At 69.4% G+C, this 20,564-nt stretch carries 18 protein-coding genes; 14 read left to right on the forward strand and 4 right to left on the reverse strand.

Annotated elements, in window-relative coordinates; translation table 11 throughout:
* Positions 1-20 precede the first annotated feature (20 nt).
* The gene (locus AC1PLR_RS01365; RefSeq protein ID WP_481102412.1) at positions 21-2,648 is read left to right on the forward strand and encodes a putative peptide modification system cyclase; all 2,628 of its coding nucleotides are present in this window, start codon (positions 21-23) and stop codon (positions 2,646-2,648) included.
* Here the strand turns inward: AC1PLR_RS01365 and AC1PLR_RS01370 are convergent.
* On the reverse strand, positions 2,600-2,956 hold the full coding sequence (locus tag AC1PLR_RS01370) for an NHLP-related RiPP peptide (protein WP_019799789.1): 357 nt from the start codon (positions 2,954-2,956) through the stop codon (positions 2,600-2,602). The two genes, AC1PLR_RS01365 and AC1PLR_RS01370, sit on opposite strands and share 49 nt — an antisense overlap.
* Positions 2,957-3,096: 140 nt before the next feature.
* On the opposite strand from AC1PLR_RS01370, the gene AC1PLR_RS01375 reads away from it, so the two are divergent.
* The gene (locus AC1PLR_RS01375) at positions 3,097-4,284 is read left to right on the forward strand and encodes a putative peptide maturation dehydrogenase (RefSeq protein ID WP_481102413.1); all 1,188 of its coding nucleotides are present in this window, start codon (positions 3,097-3,099) and stop codon (positions 4,282-4,284) included.
* An 18-nt stretch (positions 4,285-4,302) separates the two neighbouring features.
* Here the strand turns inward: AC1PLR_RS01375 and AC1PLR_RS01380 are convergent, their stop codons facing one another.
* Positions 4,303-4,809, reverse strand: coding sequence for a cupin (locus tag AC1PLR_RS01380; protein ID WP_481102414.1), 507 nt, complete (start codon positions 4,807-4,809; stop codon positions 4,303-4,305).
* Positions 4,810-4,972: 163 nt separating this feature from the next.
* Positions 4,973-6,595 carry a SulP family inorganic anion transporter gene (locus AC1PLR_RS01385; protein WP_481102415.1) on the reverse strand — a complete coding sequence of 541 codons (1,623 nt, stop codon included), beginning with the start codon at positions 6,593-6,595 and terminating at the stop codon, positions 4,973-4,975.
* A gap of 312 nt (positions 6,596-6,907) precedes the next feature.
* On the opposite strand from AC1PLR_RS01385, the gene AC1PLR_RS01390 reads away from it, so the two are divergent.
* From AC1PLR_RS01390 to AC1PLR_RS01405, 4 genes are all read left to right on the forward strand, one after another.
* Complete coding sequence (locus tag AC1PLR_RS01390; RefSeq protein ID WP_481102416.1) at positions 6,908-7,339, forward strand: hypothetical protein; 432 nt, start codon at positions 6,908-6,910, stop codon at positions 7,337-7,339.
* 241 nt (positions 7,340-7,580) lie between these two features.
* The gene (locus tag AC1PLR_RS01395; RefSeq protein ID WP_481102417.1) at positions 7,581-7,781 is read left to right on the forward strand and encodes a hypothetical protein; all 201 of its coding nucleotides are present in this window, start codon (positions 7,581-7,583) and stop codon (positions 7,779-7,781) included.
* A gap of 37 nt (positions 7,782-7,818) precedes the next feature.
* Positions 7,819-8,934 (forward strand): DUF3182 family protein, encoded by a 1,116-nt coding sequence (locus AC1PLR_RS01400; RefSeq protein ID WP_481102418.1) that lies wholly within the window; start codon positions 7,819-7,821, stop codon positions 8,932-8,934.
* 2 nt (positions 8,935-8,936) lie between these two features.
* Positions 8,937-9,833 (forward strand): alpha/beta hydrolase family protein, encoded by an 897-nt coding sequence (locus AC1PLR_RS01405; RefSeq protein WP_481102419.1) that lies wholly within the window; start codon positions 8,937-8,939, stop codon positions 9,831-9,833.
* A 241-nt stretch (positions 9,834-10,074) separates the two neighbouring features.
* Here AC1PLR_RS01405 and AC1PLR_RS01410 read toward each other — a convergent pair whose 3' ends face one another.
* A complete protein-coding gene (locus AC1PLR_RS01410) occupies positions 10,075-10,392 on the reverse strand; it encodes a hypothetical protein (RefSeq protein ID WP_481102420.1) in 318 nt (105 codons plus the stop codon).
* Between the two features lie 326 nt (positions 10,393-10,718).
* Between AC1PLR_RS01410 and AC1PLR_RS01415 the strand changes: the two genes are divergently transcribed.
* The 8 genes from AC1PLR_RS01415 to AC1PLR_RS01450 all read left to right on the forward strand — a co-directional run bounded on the left by AC1PLR_RS01415 (position 10,719) and on the right by AC1PLR_RS01450 (position 20,432).
* Positions 10,719-11,549: a p-hydroxycinnamoyl CoA hydratase/lyase gene (locus AC1PLR_RS01415; RefSeq protein ID WP_209245272.1), complete on the forward strand. Its 831-nt coding sequence runs from the start codon at positions 10,719-10,721 to the stop codon at positions 11,547-11,549.
* A gap of 81 nt (positions 11,550-11,630) precedes the next feature.
* Positions 11,631-13,496 carry a feruloyl-CoA synthase gene (locus AC1PLR_RS01420; RefSeq protein WP_481102421.1) on the forward strand — a complete coding sequence of 622 codons (1,866 nt, stop codon included), beginning with the start codon at positions 11,631-11,633 and terminating at the stop codon, positions 13,494-13,496.
* 78 nt (positions 13,497-13,574) lie between these two features.
* Positions 13,575-14,981, forward strand: a complete 1,407-nt coding sequence (locus tag AC1PLR_RS01425) for an alginate export family protein (RefSeq protein ID WP_481102422.1) — start codon at positions 13,575-13,577, stop codon at positions 14,979-14,981.
* Between the two features lie 14 nt (positions 14,982-14,995).
* Entirely contained in the window at positions 14,996-16,318 is a 1,323-nt protein-coding gene (locus AC1PLR_RS01430; protein WP_481102423.1) for a spinster family MFS transporter, read from the forward strand.
* A gap of 138 nt (positions 16,319-16,456) precedes the next feature.
* Positions 16,457-16,933, forward strand: a complete 477-nt coding sequence (locus AC1PLR_RS01435; RefSeq protein WP_150410378.1) for a MarR family winged helix-turn-helix transcriptional regulator — start codon at positions 16,457-16,459, stop codon at positions 16,931-16,933.
* A gap of 176 nt (positions 16,934-17,109) precedes the next feature.
* The gene (locus tag AC1PLR_RS01440) at positions 17,110-18,129 is read left to right on the forward strand and encodes a SphA family protein (protein ID WP_420010300.1); all 1,020 of its coding nucleotides are present in this window, start codon (positions 17,110-17,112) and stop codon (positions 18,127-18,129) included.
* 27 nt (positions 18,130-18,156) lie between these two features.
* Positions 18,157-18,924 (forward strand): coniferyl-alcohol dehydrogenase, encoded by a 768-nt coding sequence (locus AC1PLR_RS01445; RefSeq protein WP_481102424.1) that lies wholly within the window; start codon positions 18,157-18,159, stop codon positions 18,922-18,924.
* Between the two features lie 38 nt (positions 18,925-18,962).
* Complete coding sequence (locus AC1PLR_RS01450) at positions 18,963-20,432, forward strand: benzaldehyde dehydrogenase (protein WP_420008588.1); 1,470 nt, start codon at positions 18,963-18,965, stop codon at positions 20,430-20,432.
* Positions 20,433-20,564: the final 132 nt, after the last annotated feature.

Here is a 20,564-nt window from a genome sequence, read left to right on the forward strand (position 1 = left end):
GCCCCCGCCGAGCCGCCGCCATGACCGACGCCATCGCACCGCCGCCCGAGGTCCCGCAGCTGCGCACCCTGCTGCTGACCGACCTGTGCGACTCGGTGGCGCTGGTGGAAAAACTCGGTGACGCCAACGCGGCCGAGCTGTTCAAGCGGCACGACTCGCTGGTGCTGGAGCTGCAGCAGCGCTGGCGCGGGCGCCTGATCGACCGTTCCGACGGCCTGCTGCTGTTGTTCGAACGGCCGATCGACGGCCTCGGCTTCGCCCTGGACTACAGCCGCGGCCTGCGCGAGCTGGGCACGCAGCGCAAGCTCGACCTGAAGGTGCGCGCCGGCCTGCACGTGGGCGAAGTGCTGACCTGGCGCAACAGCGATGCCGCCGTGCAGGTGGGCGCCAAGCCGCTGGAGGTGGAAGGCCTGGCCAAGCCGACCGCGGCGCGACTGATGACCCTGGCGCGGCCCGGGCAGATCCTGCTGTCGGCGGTGGCCGAGTCGCTGACCCACCGCGCCGCCCGCGAGCTGGGCGAGCGCGGCGAGCGCCTGCTGTGGAAATCGCACGGTCGCTGGCGCTTCAAGGGCGTGCCGACCCCGCTGGAGATCTACGAAGTCGGCGAGATCGGCCACACCCCGCTGCGCGCGCCCAAGCCCACGCCCAAGGCCTGGCGCGACATCCCGCTGTGGCGCCGGCCGGCGGCGCTGGCGGCGGAGGCGGCGCTGATCGCCGCATTCGCGGTCGGCATCTGGTTCGTCACCCGCCCGCAGCCGGCCATCGCCTTCGCCGAACGCGACTGGGTGGTGGTGGGGGATTTGCGGAATTTGACGGGCGATGTGGCGTTGGACGATTCGCTGCAGCAGGCCTTTCGCATCAGCCTGGAGCAGTCGCGCTACGTCAATGTGCTCAGTGATCTGAAGGTGCGCGATACGCTCACGCGGATGCGCCGCGATCCGGAGCACACGCCACTTGATCGTGCCACGGCCTCGGAGATCGCGCAGCGCGACGGCGCGCGCGCCGTGCTGCTCGCCACGGTGTCGGAGGTCGGCGGGCGGGTGCGGGTGAGCGCGGAGGTGGTCGATCCGCGTACGCAGGCGACCGTCTATGCCGAGTCCCGCGACGGCCGCGGCGCTGGCTCGGTGCTGGCATCCATCGACGCGGTGACCGCTTCGCTGCGCGAGCAGTTGGGCGAAGGCGAGGAGGTCATCAGGAAGAATTCGCCTCCGCTGCCCAGCGTCACCACCAGCAGCCTGGACGCTTTGAAGGCCTATGCGATCGCGATGAAGTACTTCACTCGGCGTGATTTCCGATCCGCCGATCAGTACTTCGTCAAGGCGGCGGAGATCGACAAGGACTTCGCGTTGGCCTACATGGGATCGATGCGGGTCGAGATCTCCACCGCCAACAATCGCGCGGCGTTGCAGTACCTGGCCAAGGCCATGGCACTGCGCGACCATCTGTCCGAGCGCGATGCGCTATACCTGGATGCGTGGGCGAGCGAACTGGGGCCGCACCCGTGGCGGCAGGCCAAGCAGAAGTGGAAGATGCTGTCGGAACTGTATCCGGACTACTACGCCGGCGCGGCGCAGTTCGCCTGGGACGAGTTCACCGAGGGCAATTACGCTTCCGCCGAGCATAGCGTGCAGAAGTTCGCGGTGCCGCAGAATCCGCTGCGCGACGTGGCGGTGGAATTGCAGGGTCGCATCTACCTGGCGCAGGGCCGTTACGGCGACGCGCTGAACGCCTTCAAACAGGCCGAGGAACTTGGTGGCTATCCCGCAACCCGACGCCACGCCGCTGCGTTCGCTGCGATGAAGGACTATCCGGCAGCTGGCAGGATCATGGCGGCACTGGCGGCGTCAGGAGCAGCGCTGACCGACCACTTCGAACAGATTTCCATTCCCTTGGACCAGGGGCGCTTGGGCGATGCCGCCGCCGCCGCGCAGGCGGCGGTGGCTGCGTCGGCGGATGCCGAGCCGGTGATCCGCTATCCCCTGCAGATCGCGCAGCAGGCGGTCGCCTTCGTCACCGATCCGCGGACGGTGGATCGGGCGATGCTGGCGCGGATCGCTGACGAAGCGCTGGAGCGTGCGGTCCACGGCGACGCTGGCGATCGCGACGATCTTGTGATCGTGGCGATGTCGGCGATCCGCCTGGCCCAGCGCAGCGGCGACCACACGCTGTACGACGTCCACGCTGCGCAGCTCGCTTCGCTGGTCACGCAGTCTGGCTTCCCGCCGATGATCAAGCTGCTGTCCCTGCTGCGGGCGCAGCAGTTCGTCGATAGCGGCAATCCCGAGCGCGCGGTCGCCTTGTTGCGTGAACAGATCGATGGCCGGGAGCCGTATCAACTCCACGTCAGCCTGCGCGACGCGTTGCTCGCGGCCGGCGAGAAGAAGCAGGCCCTGGCCGAAAACGACTGGTTGGTCGCGCGCCGCGGCCTGGCGTACATCGAACCGATCGGTGGATTGGCCCTCCAATCGATGAATGTCGCCGATGCGAACCTGGCAGTGGTAAGTACCACGGAAATCCTGGCCAGCCTGGGCCAGACCGACCAGGCGCGGCAGAAGGCGGAAACCTTCCGTCGCGCCTGGGCGGGGCAAGCGCTACCGACCTATTTGGCGGTCAGGCTGGCGACAACGGAACCTGCTTCGAAGCAGTGAACGACCGTATGCGTGCCCTCGGCGGTGAGGTAGGCCAGCAGCAGTTCCAGGGCTTCCTGGATTTCTTCCTTGCTCGCCAGGTCCGACGTGCACAGGCAGGTCGGCTCCTCAACCGCGGCGGCGGCGCGTTGATCGGACAAGCCGAGGCTACGCAGCGCCGCGCCCGGATCCTGCGCGAACAGCGCGCGGAAGTCGTCGTCGGTGGACAGAAGCGTGAGCAATTGCTGGGCGGTGGCGAGATCGAAGGGCGGATGCCCCTGCGGCTGATCGGTCATGGTGTAGTCCCCTGTTTCGATATTGGTGGACATGCGATGTACGCATGGCGGCGGTGCGGTTGCCTCGGGCGCTGCCAGCAGCGATCGGGTCCGCGACGGTATCCTAGCAGTCCAGCATCTCTCCAATGTGGCCAATCGATGCAGCACTTACGCAGGGCGGAAACGAGGGATGCATGCGCGTAAGACGCTGCTCCGTGCTGTTTGTCGAGGCGCGGGAACATGTGGCGTTCGACATGACCAGCCTGCTTCGTGGTGGTGCCGGATTGCGTCGCCGGCTGGCCTGGGTCGCCCTGGCGCCGCATCTGGATAGTGAGCTCGAACTCAACGCGGTCGACCTGCCGCTGCTCGGTCAGGTCAGTCCCACGGAATGGGTCGAGCGCGCGCAGTTGACCGATCATGCGGACGACGCGATCGAGCGGGCGCTCGAACGCGGTCTGCTGATCGGCGACGACGCGCGCTATGTCGCGTTTCGCGAGCGCGACGAGGCATTGCGGTCCGCCTATTGGTGGCCAGTTGCCGCCGTGGCGCACTGGGCAAGCCGTTGGCAGGGTATCGACGGAGTGACTGCGATGGAACGCAACGGCATGGTGTCCGCCCCGGACCTGCGCCGCAAGCTGGGCGCGCCGCCGCCGGAGGTGCAGGAGGTCGGGTCCGGCCTTGCCAGGATTCCATTGCCGCGGCTGGACGATGGCGCCTTTGAGGCCATGCTTGCGCGTCGCGTTACCTGTCGCAACTACGACGATGCCCGCCCGCTGCCGCACGCGCTGTTCCTGCGAATGTTGCAGCGGGTGCTGATGGCGCGGGCGACGCTGAAGGTCCAGGACGACACGGTGTTCCTGAAGAAGAACGTGCCGTCCGCCGGCGGGCTGCACCCGACCGAAGCCTACCTGCTGATACGCCGGGTGGAAGGAATCGAACCCGGCCTGTACCACTACCACCCTGTGGATCACGCGTTAATCCAGCTGCCGTGCCCGGAACCGGACATCGATACCTTCGCGAGGGTGGCGCTGGCCGGGCAGCATTGGTTCGCCGACGCTCACGTGCTGGTCCTGCTGGCGCCGCGATTCAACCGGACGTTCTGGAAGTATCGCCAGCATGCCAAGGCCTATCGCGCGCTGACTCTGGACGTCGGCCACATCTCACAGGCGCTGTACTTCTCTGCCACCGATCTGGGGTTGGGCGCGTTCGTCACCTCTGCCATCAATGATGTCGATCTCGGCAAGGCACTGGACCTGGATCCGATGCGCCAGAGCGTCATGGCGATCTGTGGCTTCGGTTGGCGGTCCGAGCACGCAGCGACGACCGAGTTCGATCCGGCTTGCGATGTCTGGGCGGCGGGGCCAATTTCGCGGCAAGCATGATCCCGTGCGACGACGCGGTCAGTCGACGTCGACAGGTCTCTTCCAATGCTTCAGCAACGGCCCCTCCGCCCCTAGCAATGGATCGCTGCTTGGAAACGGCACGTTGGCGATCCGTTGCAGCATCTCGGCCGTAGGCGCCTCCCGGCAGATATCCCAGTCCTGCCCGTCGGGATAGGCGCCGACGACCATGAAGTCGGCGCTGGCCGCCAGCCGGCAATGGCCTGTCCCGGCCGGCAACAGCAACGCATCGCCGGCCGCGAGCGCGACCTCGATGCCGCCCGGGCCACCGAGCAGCACGCGGGCGCTGCCGCGGGCGACGCCTAGCATTTCGTGCGCGGTGGAATGATAGTGGTGATAGTCGTAGATGCCGTCGCGCCATTGCGGCGGCCAGCCGTGCGCGGCGAAGCGCCGTTCGAAGCCGTCGGCGTCGATGGCGCCCACGCACTGCCGGTAGTGCAGCACCGGCAGGAACGGGTGGTTGGGTACCCAGTCGTGCGGCGGCAGTTGCCAGTGGTCCAGCGGCATCGCGGGTCTCCTGCGCAGTCGGTCGGCAGGCCGATGCTAATCGTGTGACGTCGTCGCCATGTCAGTGCATGAGAGGAACGCGATGATTGTCGCGCGGCGCCCACCAGATGACGTGTTTGCCGCACCGCGCGTCCTCTCGCCGCGGTGTGGATGCTCGGCGGCTTCAATGCAAGGGAATGCGCTCCGCGTCCTCACGATGGTGCGTCCCCAGCCGCCCGACCATCGCTGCACTGTCCGGGTTCAGTCCCAACACGTGGACCTGGGCGCCGTGGCGGCGAAACTTCATCACCACCTGGTCCAGCGCGCCGATGGCGCTGATGTCCCAGACATGCGCGTGGCTCAGGTCCAGGGTGACCCGCGCCGGCGCATGGGCGAAGTCGAAGGCGCCGGCGAAGCTGCCGGCCGAGGCGAAGAACAGTTGGCCGCGGATGCGGTAGGTGTGGCCACCGTCCGCGCCCTCGCTGCGCTCGATCCGCAGCATGCGCCCGACCTTGCGCGCGAAGAACAGCGCCGACAGCAGCACGCCGGTGAGCACGCCGCGCGCCAGGTCGTGGGTGGCCACGGTCACCGCGACGGTGCCGAGCATCACCACGCTGGAGCTGGTCGGGTGGGTGCGCAATTGCGCCAGCGAGCGCCAGCTGAACGTGCCCACCGAGACCATGATCATCACCGCCACCAGCGCGGCCATCGGGATCTGCCGCACCCAGGCGCCGGCAAACACCACCAGCAGCAACAGCACGCTGCCGGCGACCAGCGCGGACAGGCGCCCACGCCCGCCGGACTTCACGTTGATCACCGACTGCCCGATCATCGCGCAGCCGGCCATGCCGCCGAACAGGCCGCTGACGATGTTGGCCACGCCCTGGCCCACGCACTCGCGGTTCTTGTCGCTGGGCGTGTCGGTCATGTCGTCGACGATCTGCGCGGTCATCATCGACTCGAGCAGGCCGACCACCGCCATCGTCGCCGATACCGGGAACACGATCCGCAGCGTCTCCAGCGTCCACGGCACCGCCGGCAGCAGCAGGCTGGGCAGGCGATCGGGCAGCTGCCCCTTGTCGCCGACGGTGGGCACGTGGATGCCGAAGTACAGCGCCAGCCCGGTTAGCAGCACGATCGCCACCAACGGTGGCGGTACCGCCAGGCCGCGCGTCCAGCGGTGCCCGAGCACCAACGCCACCGCGCCACCCACGGCTACCGGCAGCAGCGTCCATGGCGCCATGCTGCCCGCGGTCAAGGCTGCACCCAGCACCAGCAGCCACAGGCCGATGCCGGGAAAGCTGCGCCGCGACAGCCAGGGCAGGCCGTAGATCAGCAGCAGGCCCAGTGCCACCAGCGGATATACCGGCACCGGCACGCCGATCAGCTCGGGCAGTTGTGCCATGAAGATCAGGATCGCCAGCGCATTGACGAAGCCGGTGATCACCGAGCGCGAGACGAAGCGCATCAGCGCGCCGAGCTTGAACAGCCCGGCCAGGATCTGCAGCACGCCGGTCAGCAGCGTGGCCGCCAGCAGATAGGGCACGCCGTGCTCTTTGACCAGGCCGATCATCAGCAGCGCCATCGCGCCGGTGGCGGCGGAGATCATGCCGGGGCGCCCGCCGGCGAAGGCGATGGTCACGCAGATGCAGAAGGCGGCATAGAGGCCGATCTTGGGGTCGACCCCGGCGATGATCGAGAACGCGATCGCCTCGGGAATCAGCGCCAATGCGACGACCAGGCCGGCGAGCACGTCGCCACGGAGATTGCCGCACCAGGACTGGCGCAGGGAAGAAGAAAACTTCAAGGTAAACGCTCCTGACACCGCCCTGCAGGGCAGTGCTCGCTAGATGCAAGGGAAAACCAGCAACCTTCGGCCGGCCGTCGAGGGCGGGCCGATGCGTGTCGCGGGTGTCAGGGTGGCGTCATGGAAGAGCGTGGTGAGCGGGCGCGCGCCAGCCGGGCGCGGTGCGCAAGTATACGCGATGCCCGTGCCTGGACGCAGCCGCGCCGCGCGCCGTGTGACTGCACGCACGTCGCTGCCGCCGCACGACTCACGTTGCGCTCACTTTCGCCGCGCAGAATGTGCGGATCGCAACGCCGTATCGTGGAGTCGGCCATGCAGGATCTTCGCATCGATCATGTGGATGGCGCCTTGTCCGCCCTGGACCAGGCCGACCCGCAGTACAAGGCCGCGCTGTGGCAATGGGCGTGCCTGGAAATGCTGCACGAAACGCTTAGCGCCATGCACCAGCTCTCGCACCGCGCCGGCGTGGCCGAACTGGTCGCCGACGCCTGGCTGGCCCCGGTCGACGTCATCGCGCCGGAGCAGCCGTTCCTGGAGCGCGCCGCGCTGGCCGATCCCCGCGTGCAGGCATTCGCGCTGGCGCTGAATGCGGCGGCGTCGCGGCAGTCACGCGCGGAGCTGTGGCGCAGCGGCTATGCCAGTGCGGTGCAGGCCACCTTGCAGGGCATGCAGGCGCTGGCCGGCAAGCACCGGATCGATGCGCGATTGCCCGCGCACCACGCCGCGGCGACGGCTGCCGCCTGAGCGCGACGCCGGGCGCGGCTTGCGCCCGCTGCCGCGCGTTCTGGCGATCCTGATGGCGCGGCCCGTTTCCTGTTCGCACTGACGTGCTGCGCGCGCTGGGTCGGCTTCGTCGCAAACGCCAGGCGCATCGCCGGCCGGCGATGCGGTTGTCCGGGTGCAGCCGATGCTTGTACTCCCGCGATGACACACGCACCACATCGCGTTCACCCGCGTGCGACAGCCCGCGCGACAGCCTTGGCCAATGCGCCACGACGACCGCCAGTCTGCGGCTTCCCCTCCAGCGTCCGCGCCGCCGCCGCGCGCCCGGGATGCCAGCGGCACGCCCGAGGCCTCGGCCTGGTGGAAGCAACTGTGCGCCAGCCGCTGGCTGCGCGTGGTCGTGTCGCTCGTGGTGATCGCCCTTGCCGTGGCAGCGCTGCTGCGCTGGTGCGGCCATGGCTGAAACGCCGCGTCTTCCCCATGCGCACGGAGCGCCCGCTATGGCCCGGTTCGCTGCGCATGCCAATGTCCGCGCCTACCGCGTATGCGATACGGCGTCCGGAGGCCACGAGGCCGCCACGCATGCCTGGGTGGTCGCCGAGATCGCGCGATTGATGCGCCTGCCGTTGCACGACGCGCGTCTTGCCGCCGGGTCGGATGCGCTAGCGCCGGGTGCGTTCTACGTGCCCGACGAAACCCTGACGCAAGCGCAGGCTGCGCAACTCGGCGTGCACGGCGCCGCCGATCTGCTGGGCGGCGTGGTGCCGCATGCCTTCGTCGCCACCAAGGCGATCAGCCATCCGCTGGTCCAAGGCGGTGCGCAGGCGCCGGAAGGATGGCAGCCTGGCCTCGGCGCGGCCCTGGTGGCCGCGACGCTGCCGGGCTACACCGCCTTCGGCGCCGCGGATGCCCGGCGCGCGTTCGCGCGCCTGTGCGACGGGGGCCAGGTGCGGCTGAAGCCGTGCCACGGCGTGGGCGGGCTGGGCCAGGTTCTGCTGCACGATGCGGCGGCGCTGGACGCGGCGCTGTCGGCCTTGCCGGGGCACGAGTTGCAGCGGCATGGCGTGGTGCTGGAACGGCACCTGCACCAGCCGACCACCTTCAGCGTCGGCGAAACGCACTGCGCCGGCATCACCATCGCCTACTGCGGCACGCAGTCGGTCACCCGCGACGGCAGCGGCCGCGAGGCCTATGGCGGCTCGGAGCTGCACGTGATCCGCGGCACCCTCGACACGCTGCTGGCGCAGCCGTTGCCGCCGCGCCAGCGCACCGCCGTGCTGAAGGCGCGCGACTACGACCGGCTGGTGGCCGCGGCCTATCCGGGCTTCTATGCGTCGCGGCGCAACTACGATGTGATCGAAGGCCTGCTTCCCGACGGCAGTGTCGCCTGCGGCGTGCTCGAGCAGTCCTGGCGTGTCGGCGGCGCCACGCCGGCGGAACTGGCCGCGGTCGCCGCGTTCCAGCAGTCGCCGACGCTGCAGCGCGTGATCGCCGCCACCGTCGAGCGCTACGGCGCGCATCCGCCGCCGCCGCCCGGGGCGCAGGTCTACTACGTCGGCGAGGAGCCACGCACCGGCCTGCTGACCAAGTACCGCTACATGCGCAGCGTGACCTGACCATGGAAGCCGAACTGTCCAGCATCGCCATCGCCATCGCGGTCGACGGCGCGGCGCTCAGCGGCACCTTGCTGACGCCGACCAGCCGCCTGCCCGGCGTGCTGTTCGTGCACGGCTGGGGCGGCAACCAGCACCACAACCTGGTGCGCGCGCGCGAGGCGGCGGGTCTGGGTTGCGTGTGCCTGACCTTCGACCTGCGCGGCCACGAGGGCTTGGCGGCGATGCGCGAGACGGTGACGCGCGCGCAGAACCTGGACGACATCAAGGCCGCCTACGATCGCCTGGCGGCGTCGCCGCAGGTGGATCCGGAGGCGATCGCGGTGGTGGGGCTCAGCTACGGCGGTTACCTGGCCGCGTTGCTGACGCTGGAACGGCCGGTGGAGTGGCTGGCCCTGCGCTCGCCGGCGCTGTACAAGGACGCGCACTGGGACGGACCGAAAGTCGCCCTGAACCGCGATCCGGACCTGATGCCGTACCGCAACCGCGTGGTGACGCCGGCGGACAACCGCGCTCTGGCGGCCTGCCAGCGCTATCGTGGCGATGTGCTGCTGGTGGAGGCCGAGCGCGACGTGATCGTGCCCGGGCAGGTGCTGCGCAACTACGCGGCAGCGTTCTCCAACGCGCGTTCGCTGACCACGCGCACGATCGCCGGCGCCGATCATGCGCTGACCGAAAAGGCGCACCAGGCCGCGTACACGCGCTACCTGATCGACTGGCTGACCGACATGGTGATCGGGCGTCGCGTGGCCCTGGCCAGCAACGTGGTCGAACAGCGCAAGCAGCGGCTCAAGCGCAGCGAAGGCGAATCGGCGACGGCGCCGGGCAAGGGATCGAACGCGTTCCATGGGCGCCTGGAGGCGAAGGAGCGCAGCGCGTCGCCGCCCACGTCGTCGCGTTGAGCCGCATGCAGCGTGGGAGCGCGCGCGATAGCAAACCGGCGGCGCATGACGCGGTGTGCCATGCACGCGATGGTGTGCTGTCCTGTTGTCGCCGCTACGCCGGTACGCGGCGCCTTGTGGGCGCCTTCTGTAACGACCGAAGCCTCGTCGTAGGAGCGGTTTCAGCCGCGACAGGCATTCTCGGTAAGGCCCGTCGCGGCTGAAGCCGCTCCTACGCGTACAACGACGAGATGCCCGCTCCTCAGTGACAACGCCCCGAATGCGCCAGGTGTTGCCACGCATGCCGCACCAGCCAGCGCGCCTCGTCCCACGGCACCGACAGCATCGGCGCGCACTGGTGATAGGCGTCCTGCAGCACCCGATACAGTTGCGCCTCGCTGGCGCGCGGGTAGGCCATGTATACGTTGTAGCCGATCTTCAGCAGCTGCGCATAGTCGGCGAAACCCTGGCGGCCGAGACGGCCCTCGGCATGGGCCTGCTGCCAGTACGCCATTTCGGCGTCCAGATCGATGCTGACGCGAGCGTGGGTCGATTGGTCAAGCGCGGAGACGGTGTGCATCACATCACCCCGGTGTCGACGGAACCCCTGTGGCCTGGATGCTAACCCGGGACTGAACGTCCCCCGTGAGCGTTGCGTTCGCTGGGCGTGAAGCCTCGCGGCGATGCGTCGGCGGATCTAACGTCCTGGGATGGCCTGCTCCCTTCATGACGCCCACGAAACCCGGTATCGCGATTGCTGTCGCGCCGCCCATGGGCGTGCTGCCGACTTCCCAGCACCGCACGGCGCCATGCTGCAGTGCAGCTTGCGCCGAAATAATGATGATCTATAACTATTATCAGTCCTAAGTGATCCGCTCCTTCCCCCCTCCCCATGCAGGCCTATCCATGAGCAGCTACCAAGACCGCTGGCAGACCGTCCAGGTCGAGATCGACGCAGGCATCGCCTGGGTCACCCTGAACCGCCCGGACAAGCGCAACGCGATGAGTCCCACCCTCAATCGCGAGATGATCGACGTGCTGGAGACGCTGGAGCTGGACAGCAGCGCCGAGGTGCTGGTGCTGACCGGCGCGGGCGAATCCTGGTCGGCCGGCATGGACCTGAAGGAGTACTTCCGCGAGACCGACGGCAAGGAAGAGATCGTGCAGGAGCGCATGCGCCGCGACTGCTCGCAGTGGCAGTGGCGCCTGCTGCGCTTCTACAGCAAGCCGACCATCGCCGCGGTCAACGGCTGGTGCTTCGGCGGCGCGTTCTCGCCGCTGGTGGCCTGCGACCTGGCCATCGCCGCCGACGAGGCGGTGTTCGGGCTGTCGGAGATCAACTGGGGCATCCCCCCGGGCAACCTGGTCAGCAAGGCGGTCGCCGACACCATGGGCCACCGCAACGCCATGCTGTACATCATGACCGGGCGCACCTTCACCGGCACCGAGGCGGCGCAGATGGGCCTGGTCAACGCCAGCGTGCCGCGCGCGCAGCTGCGCGCCGAAGTGACCAAGCTGGCGCAGGAACTGCAGCAGAAGAACCCGGTGGTGCTGCGCTTCGCCAAGCACGGCTTCAAGCGCTGTCGCGAGCTGACCTGGGAGCAGAACGAGGACTACCTGTACGCCAAGGTCGACCAGTCCAATCACCGCGATCCCGAGAAGGGCCGGCAACAGGGCCTGAAGCAGTTCCTGGACGACAAAACCATCAAGCCCGGTCTGCAGACCTACAAGCGCTGACCCGTCGCGTCGCCTGCGGCTCCGCAGGGCCGCGGCGGCGCTGCCGCACGCCGTGCCGTCTCTCTCCTCCGGATGGTTCCGATGAATGCCGCTGAGTCCGTTGCCACCGCCGTGCGCTACCGTCCTGTCGGACTGAGCCACGCCGATACCGAGGTCCACCGCGATGCCGACGGCGTGCTGCGCCTGCGCGCGCGCGAACCGCTGGCGCCGCTGCCCAGGCACCTGCTGCAGCGCCTGCAGCACTGGGCGCTGCACACCCCCGATGCGACCTTCGTGGCGCAGCGCGACGAAGATGGGCAGTGGCGGCGGCTGAGCTACGCGCAGATGCTCGAGCGCACCCGCCGCATCGCTGCGCACCTGCTGGACATGGGCCTGTCGGCGCAACGGCCGCTGGCGATCCTGTCGGGCAACGATCTGGAACACCTGCAGCTCGCGTTCGCGGCGATGTATGCCGGCATCCCGTATTGCCCGGTGTCGCCGGGCTATGCGCTGCTGTCGCGCGATTACGCCAAGCTGCGGCATGTGGCAGAAGTGCTGCGCCCGGGACTGCTGTTCGCCAGCGACGGCGAGGCGTTCGCCCCGGCGATCGCTGCCGTGTTCCCCACCGATGTACCGGCCGTGTGCGTGCGCGGTACCCTGCGCGATCGCGCCTGCCTGCGCTTCGAGGAACTGCTGGCGCCGCGTGCGCTGGACGCCGCCGATGCCGCCTTCGCCGCCTGCGGCCCGGACAGCATCGCCAAGTTCCTGTTCACCTCCGGCTCCACCCTGCTGCCCAAGGCGGTGATCACCACCCAGCGCATGCTGTGCGCGAACCAGCAGATGCTGCTGCAGACCTTTCCGGTGCTTGGCGAGACTCCGGTGCTGGTCGACTGGCTGCCGTGGAACCACACCTTCGGCGGCAGCCACAACATCGGCATCGCCCTGTACAACGGCGGCAGCTTCTATCTGGACGACGGCAAGCCGACCCCGGCGCTGTTCCAGCAGACCCTGCGCAACCTGCGCGAGATCGCGCCCACCGTGTACCTGAGCGTGCCGCGCGGCTGGGAACAGCTGGCGCAGGCGCTGGAACAGGATGCGGCGCTGCGCGAGACCTTCCTGTCGCGCATGCGCATGTTCTTCTTCGCCGCCGCGGCGTTGTCGCAGGAAGTCTGGGACCGGCTGGAGCGCATCGCCGAGGCGCACTGCGGCGAGCGCATCCGCATGCTCGCCGGCCTGGGCATGACCGAGTGCGCGCCGTCGTGCACCTTCACCCACGGCACCAGCAACACGCCTGGCGACGTCGGCGTGCCGGCGCCGGGTTGCGAGGTCAAGCTGGTGCCGGTCGGCGACAAGCTGGAAGCGCGTTTCCGCGGGCCGCACGTGATGCCCGGTTACTGGAACGCACCGCAGCAGACGGCCGAGGCCTTCGATGAGGAAGGGTTCTACCGCTCGGGCGATGCGCTCAAGCCGATCGACCCGCAGCATCCCGAGCGCGGCCTGTTGTTCGACGGGCGCCTGGCCGAGGACTTCAAGCTGTCCTCCGGCGTGTTCGTCAGCGTCGGCCCGCTGCGCACGCGTGTGCTGATGGAAGGCGCCGCCTACGTGCAGGACGTGGTGGTGACCGGCGCCGACCGCGATGCCATCGGCCTGCTGCTGTTCCCGCGGCTGGACGCGCTGCAGGCGTTGTCGGGGCTGCCGGCGCAGGCCGAGGCGGCGCAGGTGCTGCAGGCGCCGCACGTCCGCGACTGGCTGCAGCGCTTGCTCGACACGCTCAACCGCGGCGCCACCGGCAGCGCCAGCCATGTCGCGTGCGCGGCCTGGCTGGAACAGCCGCCGAGCCTGGAGGCCGGCGAAATCACCGACAAGGGTTCGATCAACCAGCGCAACGTGCTGCGCGCGCGGGCGGCGCTGGTCGAACAGCTGTACGCCGGCACCGCACCGGGCGCGGTGCCGGCGCCGCCGTCATGACCGCACCGCTCGGCCGCGCGACCGGATAGCGAATCGCGCTCCTTCGCACCACTGGCTTCGAGACTTGGGAGGGAATCGATGACTGTGCCTCATGCGCGCGCACGCCGTGCGCCCCGTACCGTGTGCCTGGCAATGTTGTGCAGCGTCGGCTGCGCCCAGGCCGATGCCGAAAACAGCGGCCCGCAGGGCAAGCTGCTGGCCGATCAGGAAGACTATTCGGCGCTGGCGGCGCGTCCGCGCCAGGGCTGGGAGAAATGGAAGTACATCCCCGTCGGCGATGGCTGGCTCAGCCTCGGCGGCGAGAGCCGCACGCTGTACGACTATCGCGAGCACGCCGGCTTCGGCCGCTTCGCCACCGATCCGCACGGCTATGCGCAGCAGCGCCTGCGCTTGTGGGCCGACTACCGGCCCTCGGCGTACCTGCGCCTGTTCGGCGAACTCGCCGACAGCCGTGTCGCCGGCCTGCAGACGCGGCCGGTGCAGGCCACCGACCGCAATCCGCTGGACCTGGCGCAGGGCTTCGTCGAACTGTCCGACGGGCAGAAGGAGCCGGCCTGGCGCCTGCGCGCCGGCCGCCAGCAGATCGCCTACGCCTGGCAGCGCCTGCTCGATCCGCGCGACCCGGCCAATTCGCGCATGCCGTTCGATGCGGTGCGCCTGCTGACCCGGCAGCCGCGCTGGAGCGGCGGCCTGCTGTGGGGGCGCCCGGTGCTGACCCGCACCGGTAGCTTCGACGACCGTGCCAACCGCGACCAGCGCCTGTGGGGGGCGCACGCCGAAGTGCCGCTGTCGCCCAGCCAGCCGAAGGCGGCGCTGCTGGAGACGCTGTACCTGGACACTGTGCAGGACGGGCGCCGCTATGGCGGCGTGATCGGCGAGGAGCATCGGCACACGCTGTCCACGCGTCTGAGCGGCGCGGTGCAGGGCTGGGACTACGACCTGGAACTGATCGGCCAGCGCGGCCATTTCGCCGGCCAGCGCGTGCGCGCCTGGCAGGGCACGCTGTTCGGCGGCTACACCTTCGCCAGGACCGCGTGGACGCCGCGGCTGGGCTGGCGCATGGAAGCGTCCTCCGGCGACCGCGATCCGCGCGATGGCGAACTGAACACCTTCAATGGCCTGTACGCGCGCGCCTCGGTGTTCGACGGCAGCATGATCAGCAGCAACGTGCGCGCCATCGGCCCGGAGCTGGTGCTGCGTCCCAGCGAACGGCTGTGGATCGACATGTACGTGCTCAAGCTGCAGCGGCAGAGCCTGCACGACGGCGTGTACGCGGCCGGCTGGCGGGTGCTGCAGCCGGGCGATGCCAACGATGCGCGCGACATCGGCACGCGCTCGGTGCTGTGGGTGAAGTACCGCTTCAACGCCTTCGCCAGCCTGGACGTGTACGCCCACTACACCCAGGCCGGGCCGTTCCTGCGCGAGGGACCGGTCCGCGGCCGCGACTACTTCTACATCGCCCCCTTCCTGACCCTGCGCTTCTGAGCCGGAGCCTTCCCATGCGCGATCCGCTGCCATCGTCTGCGCCGTACCGCCCGCTGTATGCGTGGTACGTCACCATCGTGCTGTTGCTGGCCTACACGCTGTCCTTCGTCGACCGGCAGATCCTCGGTCTGCTGGTGCAGCCGATCAAACGCGACCTGCAGCTGTCCGACTCGGCCTTCAGCCTGGTCCACGGCTTCGCCTTCGCGGTGTTCTACACGTTGATCGGGGTGATGCTGGGCCGCGTCGCCGACCGCCGCAATCGCCGCAACCTGATCGTGCTCGGCGTGGTGGTGTGGATCGCGGCGACCGCGGCCGGCGCCTACGTCACCAGCTTCTTCACCCTGTTCCTGGCGCGGGTGTTCGTCGGCGTCGGCGAGGCCTCGCTGTCGCCGGCGGCGTACTCGATGCTGGCCGACTACTTCCCGCCGGAAAAGCGTGCGCGGGCGATGAGCGTGTACACCTCCGGCGTCTACATCGGCTCGGCGGCGGCGTTCATCGTCGGCGGCCTGGTGATCGCGGCCACCAGCAAGGAGAGCACGGTGGTGTTGCCGCTGCTGGGCAGCTTCCGGCCCTGGCAGGCGGCCTTCATCCTGGTCGCGCTGCCCGGCCTGGCCGTGATCGCGCTGATGGCCACGGTGCGCGAGCCGGCGCGGCGCGAGCAGGCCGCGGCGGTGCCGAGTGTGCGCCCGGACCTGAGCCACCTGCGCGACAACGCGCGGGTGTACGTGGCGCTGTTCCTGGCAAACGGCGTGATCGCGATGATCACCTTCGGCATCACCGCCTGGCTGCCGGCCACCTTCATCCGCCGCTGGCAGTGGACACCGGGCGAGATCGGCCCGGCCTACGGCATCATCATCCTCACCTTCGGCATCGCCGGCATGCTGTTCAGCGGCTTCCTCGCCGACCGCCTGGCCGCGCGCGGCAGCCGCGATGCGGCGCTGAAGATCTCGCTGGTCGGGGCGGTGCTGCTGGTGGTCAGCAACGCGTTGTTCGCGATCGCGCCGGGGCCGTGGCTGGCGCTGGCAGCAGTCGCGCTGACCACGTTCGTGCTGGGCATGCCGGTGGCGCTGGCGCCGGCGATCCTGCAAGCGGTCACGCCGAACCGGCTGCGCGGCCAGGTCACCTCGATCTACCTGCTGCTGGTCAACCTGATCGGACTGGGCCTGGGGCCGTACCTGGTGGCGCTGGGTACCGACCACGTGCTCGCCGACGAGCGCCAGGTCGGGCTGTCGCTGGGCGTGGTGTGCATGGGCGCGGCGCTGCTCGGCGCGCTGTGCCTGTGGACCGCCGCCGCGCCGTACCGGGCGCTGCTGCGGCGCGTGGACGCGGCGTTGTGACCATGCGCGGCCATGCCCCTACAATGCAATGGCGACGGCACCGCCGGCCGGCGCCGACGGATGCGTGCGCAGCCGCCGTGACCTGGCCGCAGGACGCCCCATGCAGGAAGCGCAGTGAGTTCGAAACCGAGTCCCGAGATGTCCAACAGCGCGTTGCCCGCCGATCCGCACACGGCGGACAGCGTGGACCAGCGGCGCCTGACCAGCCTGATCGGCTACCGCATCACCCGCACCGAACTGCAGGTGCGGCGGCTGTTCCAGGATTGCGTACGCGCCTTCGAGTTGAAGCCGGTGGAGTATTCGCTGCTGGTGCTGGTGGACGCCAATCCGGGCATCAACCAGCGCCAGTTGGGCGAGGTGCTGAGCGTGTCGCCGCCGAACCTGGCGATCGTGGTCGCGCGCCTGGTCAAGCGCAAACTGCTGCGGCAGGTGCGCGGGCGCCAGGATCGGCGCATGCAGCATCTGCATCTGACCGCGCCCGGCACGGCACTGCTGGCGCAGGCCGAAGCCGAAGTGGTGCGCATGGAGCAGCAGCTCGGCACCGCGCTCGGCGCGACCTCGGCACGCGCGCTGCTGCAGGCGCTGGACCGGCTGGACGCGCTCGACCGCCTGTAGCCCTGTGCGTGGGCGCGGCCGGCCTGCGCCGCGCGCCCATCCTCCCCGTTGATGTCCGACCCGCCGCCAGCGTCCCGCTGACGCTGCGCGCCGCCGTGCGGCCGCGCCCTGCGCGGCGGCGCCTGTTCGCGTTTCTCTTCCCCCGCACCCCGCCGTTCCCCTTTCGCTTGGAGTGCCTGCCCGTGACCCGTGTCTGCCGCCGTGTTCCATCGCCGCCGCGTCCCCGCCCGCGCGTGTCCCTGCTCGCCTTGCTGACCATCGCCTGCGCCGCCCCAGCGGCCGCGCAATCGGTGCCGCAGAGTGCCACCCTGCCGACCGGCATCAACACCGGCGGGACCAGTTTCTTCGACGGTTTCAGCAAACCCAACCCGGGCTGGACCGCGATCCAGTACCTGCGCCGCTACGACTTCGATGCGATCAAGGACGCGCACGGCGACGACGTGCCGGTGTTCCGCGATCCGCACATCGGCTCCTCGGTGTGGGTGACCCAGGTCGCCTACCTCAGCGACTACAAGCTGTTCGGCGGCTCGCTCGGCATCACCGCGCTGGCCGCGCTGGTCGACCTGGACACGTCGTTCGCTTACGACAGCCCGGTGCGGCTGCGCGACAACGGCGTCGGCCTGGGCGACCTGACCATCGGCCCGTACCTGCAGATGGCGCCGGTGATCCGCGATGGCCGGCCGGTGTTCTCGCAGCGCTTCGAACTCGATGCGCTGGCGCCGATCGGCAAGTTCGACCGCAACCGCGACGTCAACCAGGGCGCGGGCTACTGGTCGGTGCTGCCGAGCTGGGCCTTCAGCATCCTGCCGACGCCGCGCTGGGAGATCAGCGGGCGGCTGAACTACATCTACAACTTCCGCGCCGACAAGGCCTCCAACGTGCCGCAGGGCGATGGCTTCGTGTTCCGCAACGGCCAGGCCGGCGACGCCGCCTGGCTCAACTTCGCCAGCTCGCTGGAAGTGGTCAAGGACCTGCACCTGGGCATCAACGGTTACTACCTCAAGCAGTTGCGCGACAACCGCACCAATGGCGAGCGCGTGGCCGACAGCAAGCAGACCCTGTTCTATCTCGGCCCCGGCCTGTCGTGGCGGATCGACCAGAAGAACATCTTCAACGCCAATTTCTACATGCCGGTGGAGGTCAAGAACGCGCCGTCCGGCCACAACGTCAACGTCCAATACATCCACGTCTTCTGATCAACTCCGCAACGGACACGCGCTGCCATGAACCTGCACAACAAGACCCTCCTCGTCACCGGCGTGGCCTCCGGCATCGGCGCCGAGGTCGCGCGCCTGGCGCGCTTCCACGGCGCCACGGTGATCGGCATCGACCGCCAGCCGGTCAACATGACCCTGCACGGCTTCCACCAGGCCGATCTCGGCGACCCGGCCTCGATCGATGCGCTGGTGGCGCAGTTGCCCGAGCGCATCGATGCGCTGGCCAACATCGCCGGCGTGCCCGGCACCGCGCCGGTGGACCTGGTGGCGAAGGTCAACTACCTGGGCCTGCGCCATCTCAGCCAGGCGCTGCTGCCGCGCATCGTGCCCGGCGGCAGCATCATCAACATCGCCTCCATCCTCGGCGCCGAGTGGCCGCAGCGGCTGGACCTGCACAAGCAACTGGCCGCCACCGACAGCTATGCCGCCGGCAGCGACTGGCTGGCGACGCATCCGGTGCCGCAGGACACCTGCTACCAGTACTTCAAGGAAGCGCTGATCGTGTGGACGCTGCTGCGTTCGCGCGACTGGTTCGCCGACCATTCGGTGCGCGTCAACAGCGTCGCGCCCGGCCCGGTGTTCACGCCGATCCTGGGCGATTTCGTCACCATGCTCGGGCCCGAGCGGGTCCAGGCCGACGCCGGCAAGATGAAGCGTCCGGCCTATGCCGACGAAGTGGCCGAAGCGGTGGTGTTCCTGGCCTCCGATGCGGCGCGCTGGATCAACGGCGTCAATCTGCCGGTGGACGGCGGACTGGCCGCCACGTCGATCTGAGCACGCCCCTGCCCATCCTTTCCACGAGAGTAGACATCATGCACAGCACCGAACCCCTGGCCGCCGCGTCCACCTGGAGCGAGCGCATCTTCAATGGCGAGTGGATCGCCGCCCAGGGCGGCGTCCTGGAGGTGATCGAACCCGGCAGCGGCAAGGCGCTGCACCGCGTCGGCCAGGCCAATGCGGCCGACGTGGCCACGGCGGTGGCGCAGGCCCGCGACGCGCAACGCGCCTGGGCGGCCACGCCGCCGCGCGAGCGCGCGGCGGTGTTCCATCGCGCCGCGCAAGTGCTGCAGCAGCATGCAGCCGTGGCCGCGGCGCTGATCGCGCGCGAGACCGGCGGCATCCTGCCCAAGGGCGAGCACGAAGTGCGCGAGGCGATCGTGCTGCTGCAGCAGGCCGCGGCGATGCCGCTGCAGGCGCAGGGCCAGGTGCTGCCGACCGCGCCGGGCCGGCTGAGCCTGGCGCGGCGCCTGCCGCTGGGCGTGGTCGGGGTGATCTCGCCGTTCAATTTCCCGCTGGTGCTGTCGCTGCGTTCGGTGGCGCCGGCGCTGGCGGTGGGCAATGCGGTGGTGCTCAAGCCCGATCCGCGCACCCCGTACGCCGGCGGTTTCGTCATCGCCGAAGTGCTGCAGCAGGCGGGCCTGCCGAAGGGCCTGCTGCACGTGCTGCCGGGCGGCGCCGACGCCGGCCAGGCCCTGGTCGAGGCGCCGGGCGTGCCGATGATCGCGTTCACCGGTTCTACCGCCGCCGGCCGCCGCATCGGCGAGCTGGCCGGCAAGCACCTCAAGAAGACCGCGCTGGAGCTGGGCGGCAAGAATTCGCTGATCGTGCTGGACGATGCCGACCTGGACAAGGCGGTGTCGGCGATCGCCTTCGGCGCGTACTTCCACCAGGGCCAGATCTGCATGGCCACCGGCCGCGTGCTGGTCCAGCGCAGCATCGCCGCCGAACTGACCCGGCGCCTGGCCGAGAAGGCGCGGCATCTGCCGGTCGGCGACCCGGCCACCGCGCACGTGGCGCTTGGCCCCATCATCGACCAGCGCCAGTTGCAGCACGTCAAGGACGTGGTGGATGCCTCGGTGGCGGCCGGCGCCGTGGTCGAGGCCGGCGGTACGCACGAGGGCCTGTTCTACGCGCCCACCGTGCTGTCGAACGTGCGGCCGGGCATGCCGGCGTTCGAGGAAGAAGTGTTCGGCCCGGTCGCCAATGTCATCGCCTTCGACAGCGACGACGAGGCGGTGGCGCTGGCCAACCAGACCGAATACGGCCTGTCGGCCGGCATCCTGTCGGCCTCGGTCGGCCGCGCGATGGCACTGGGCGAACGCCTGCACACCGGCCTGCTGCACATCAACGACCAGACCGTGGCCGACGAAGTCACCAATCCCTTCGGCGGCACCGGCGCCTCTGGCAACGGCACCAGCATGGGCGGCCCCGCCGACTGGGGCCAGTACACGCACTGGCAGTGGGTGACGATCCAGGACAGCGCACCGCAGTATCCGTTCTGATTGTTGTGAGTCGCCGGGCGTCGCATCGGCGCCTGGTGATGCGTGATGGATGCAGTGCTCGCAGGAGCGATGTCTGCTCCGTTGCCTGCGAGTTGAGCTACGCGCGGTCAATACGGCGTGTGGGAGGGACTT

The organism is Xanthomonas sp. NCPPB 3570 (assembly GCF_056725115.1).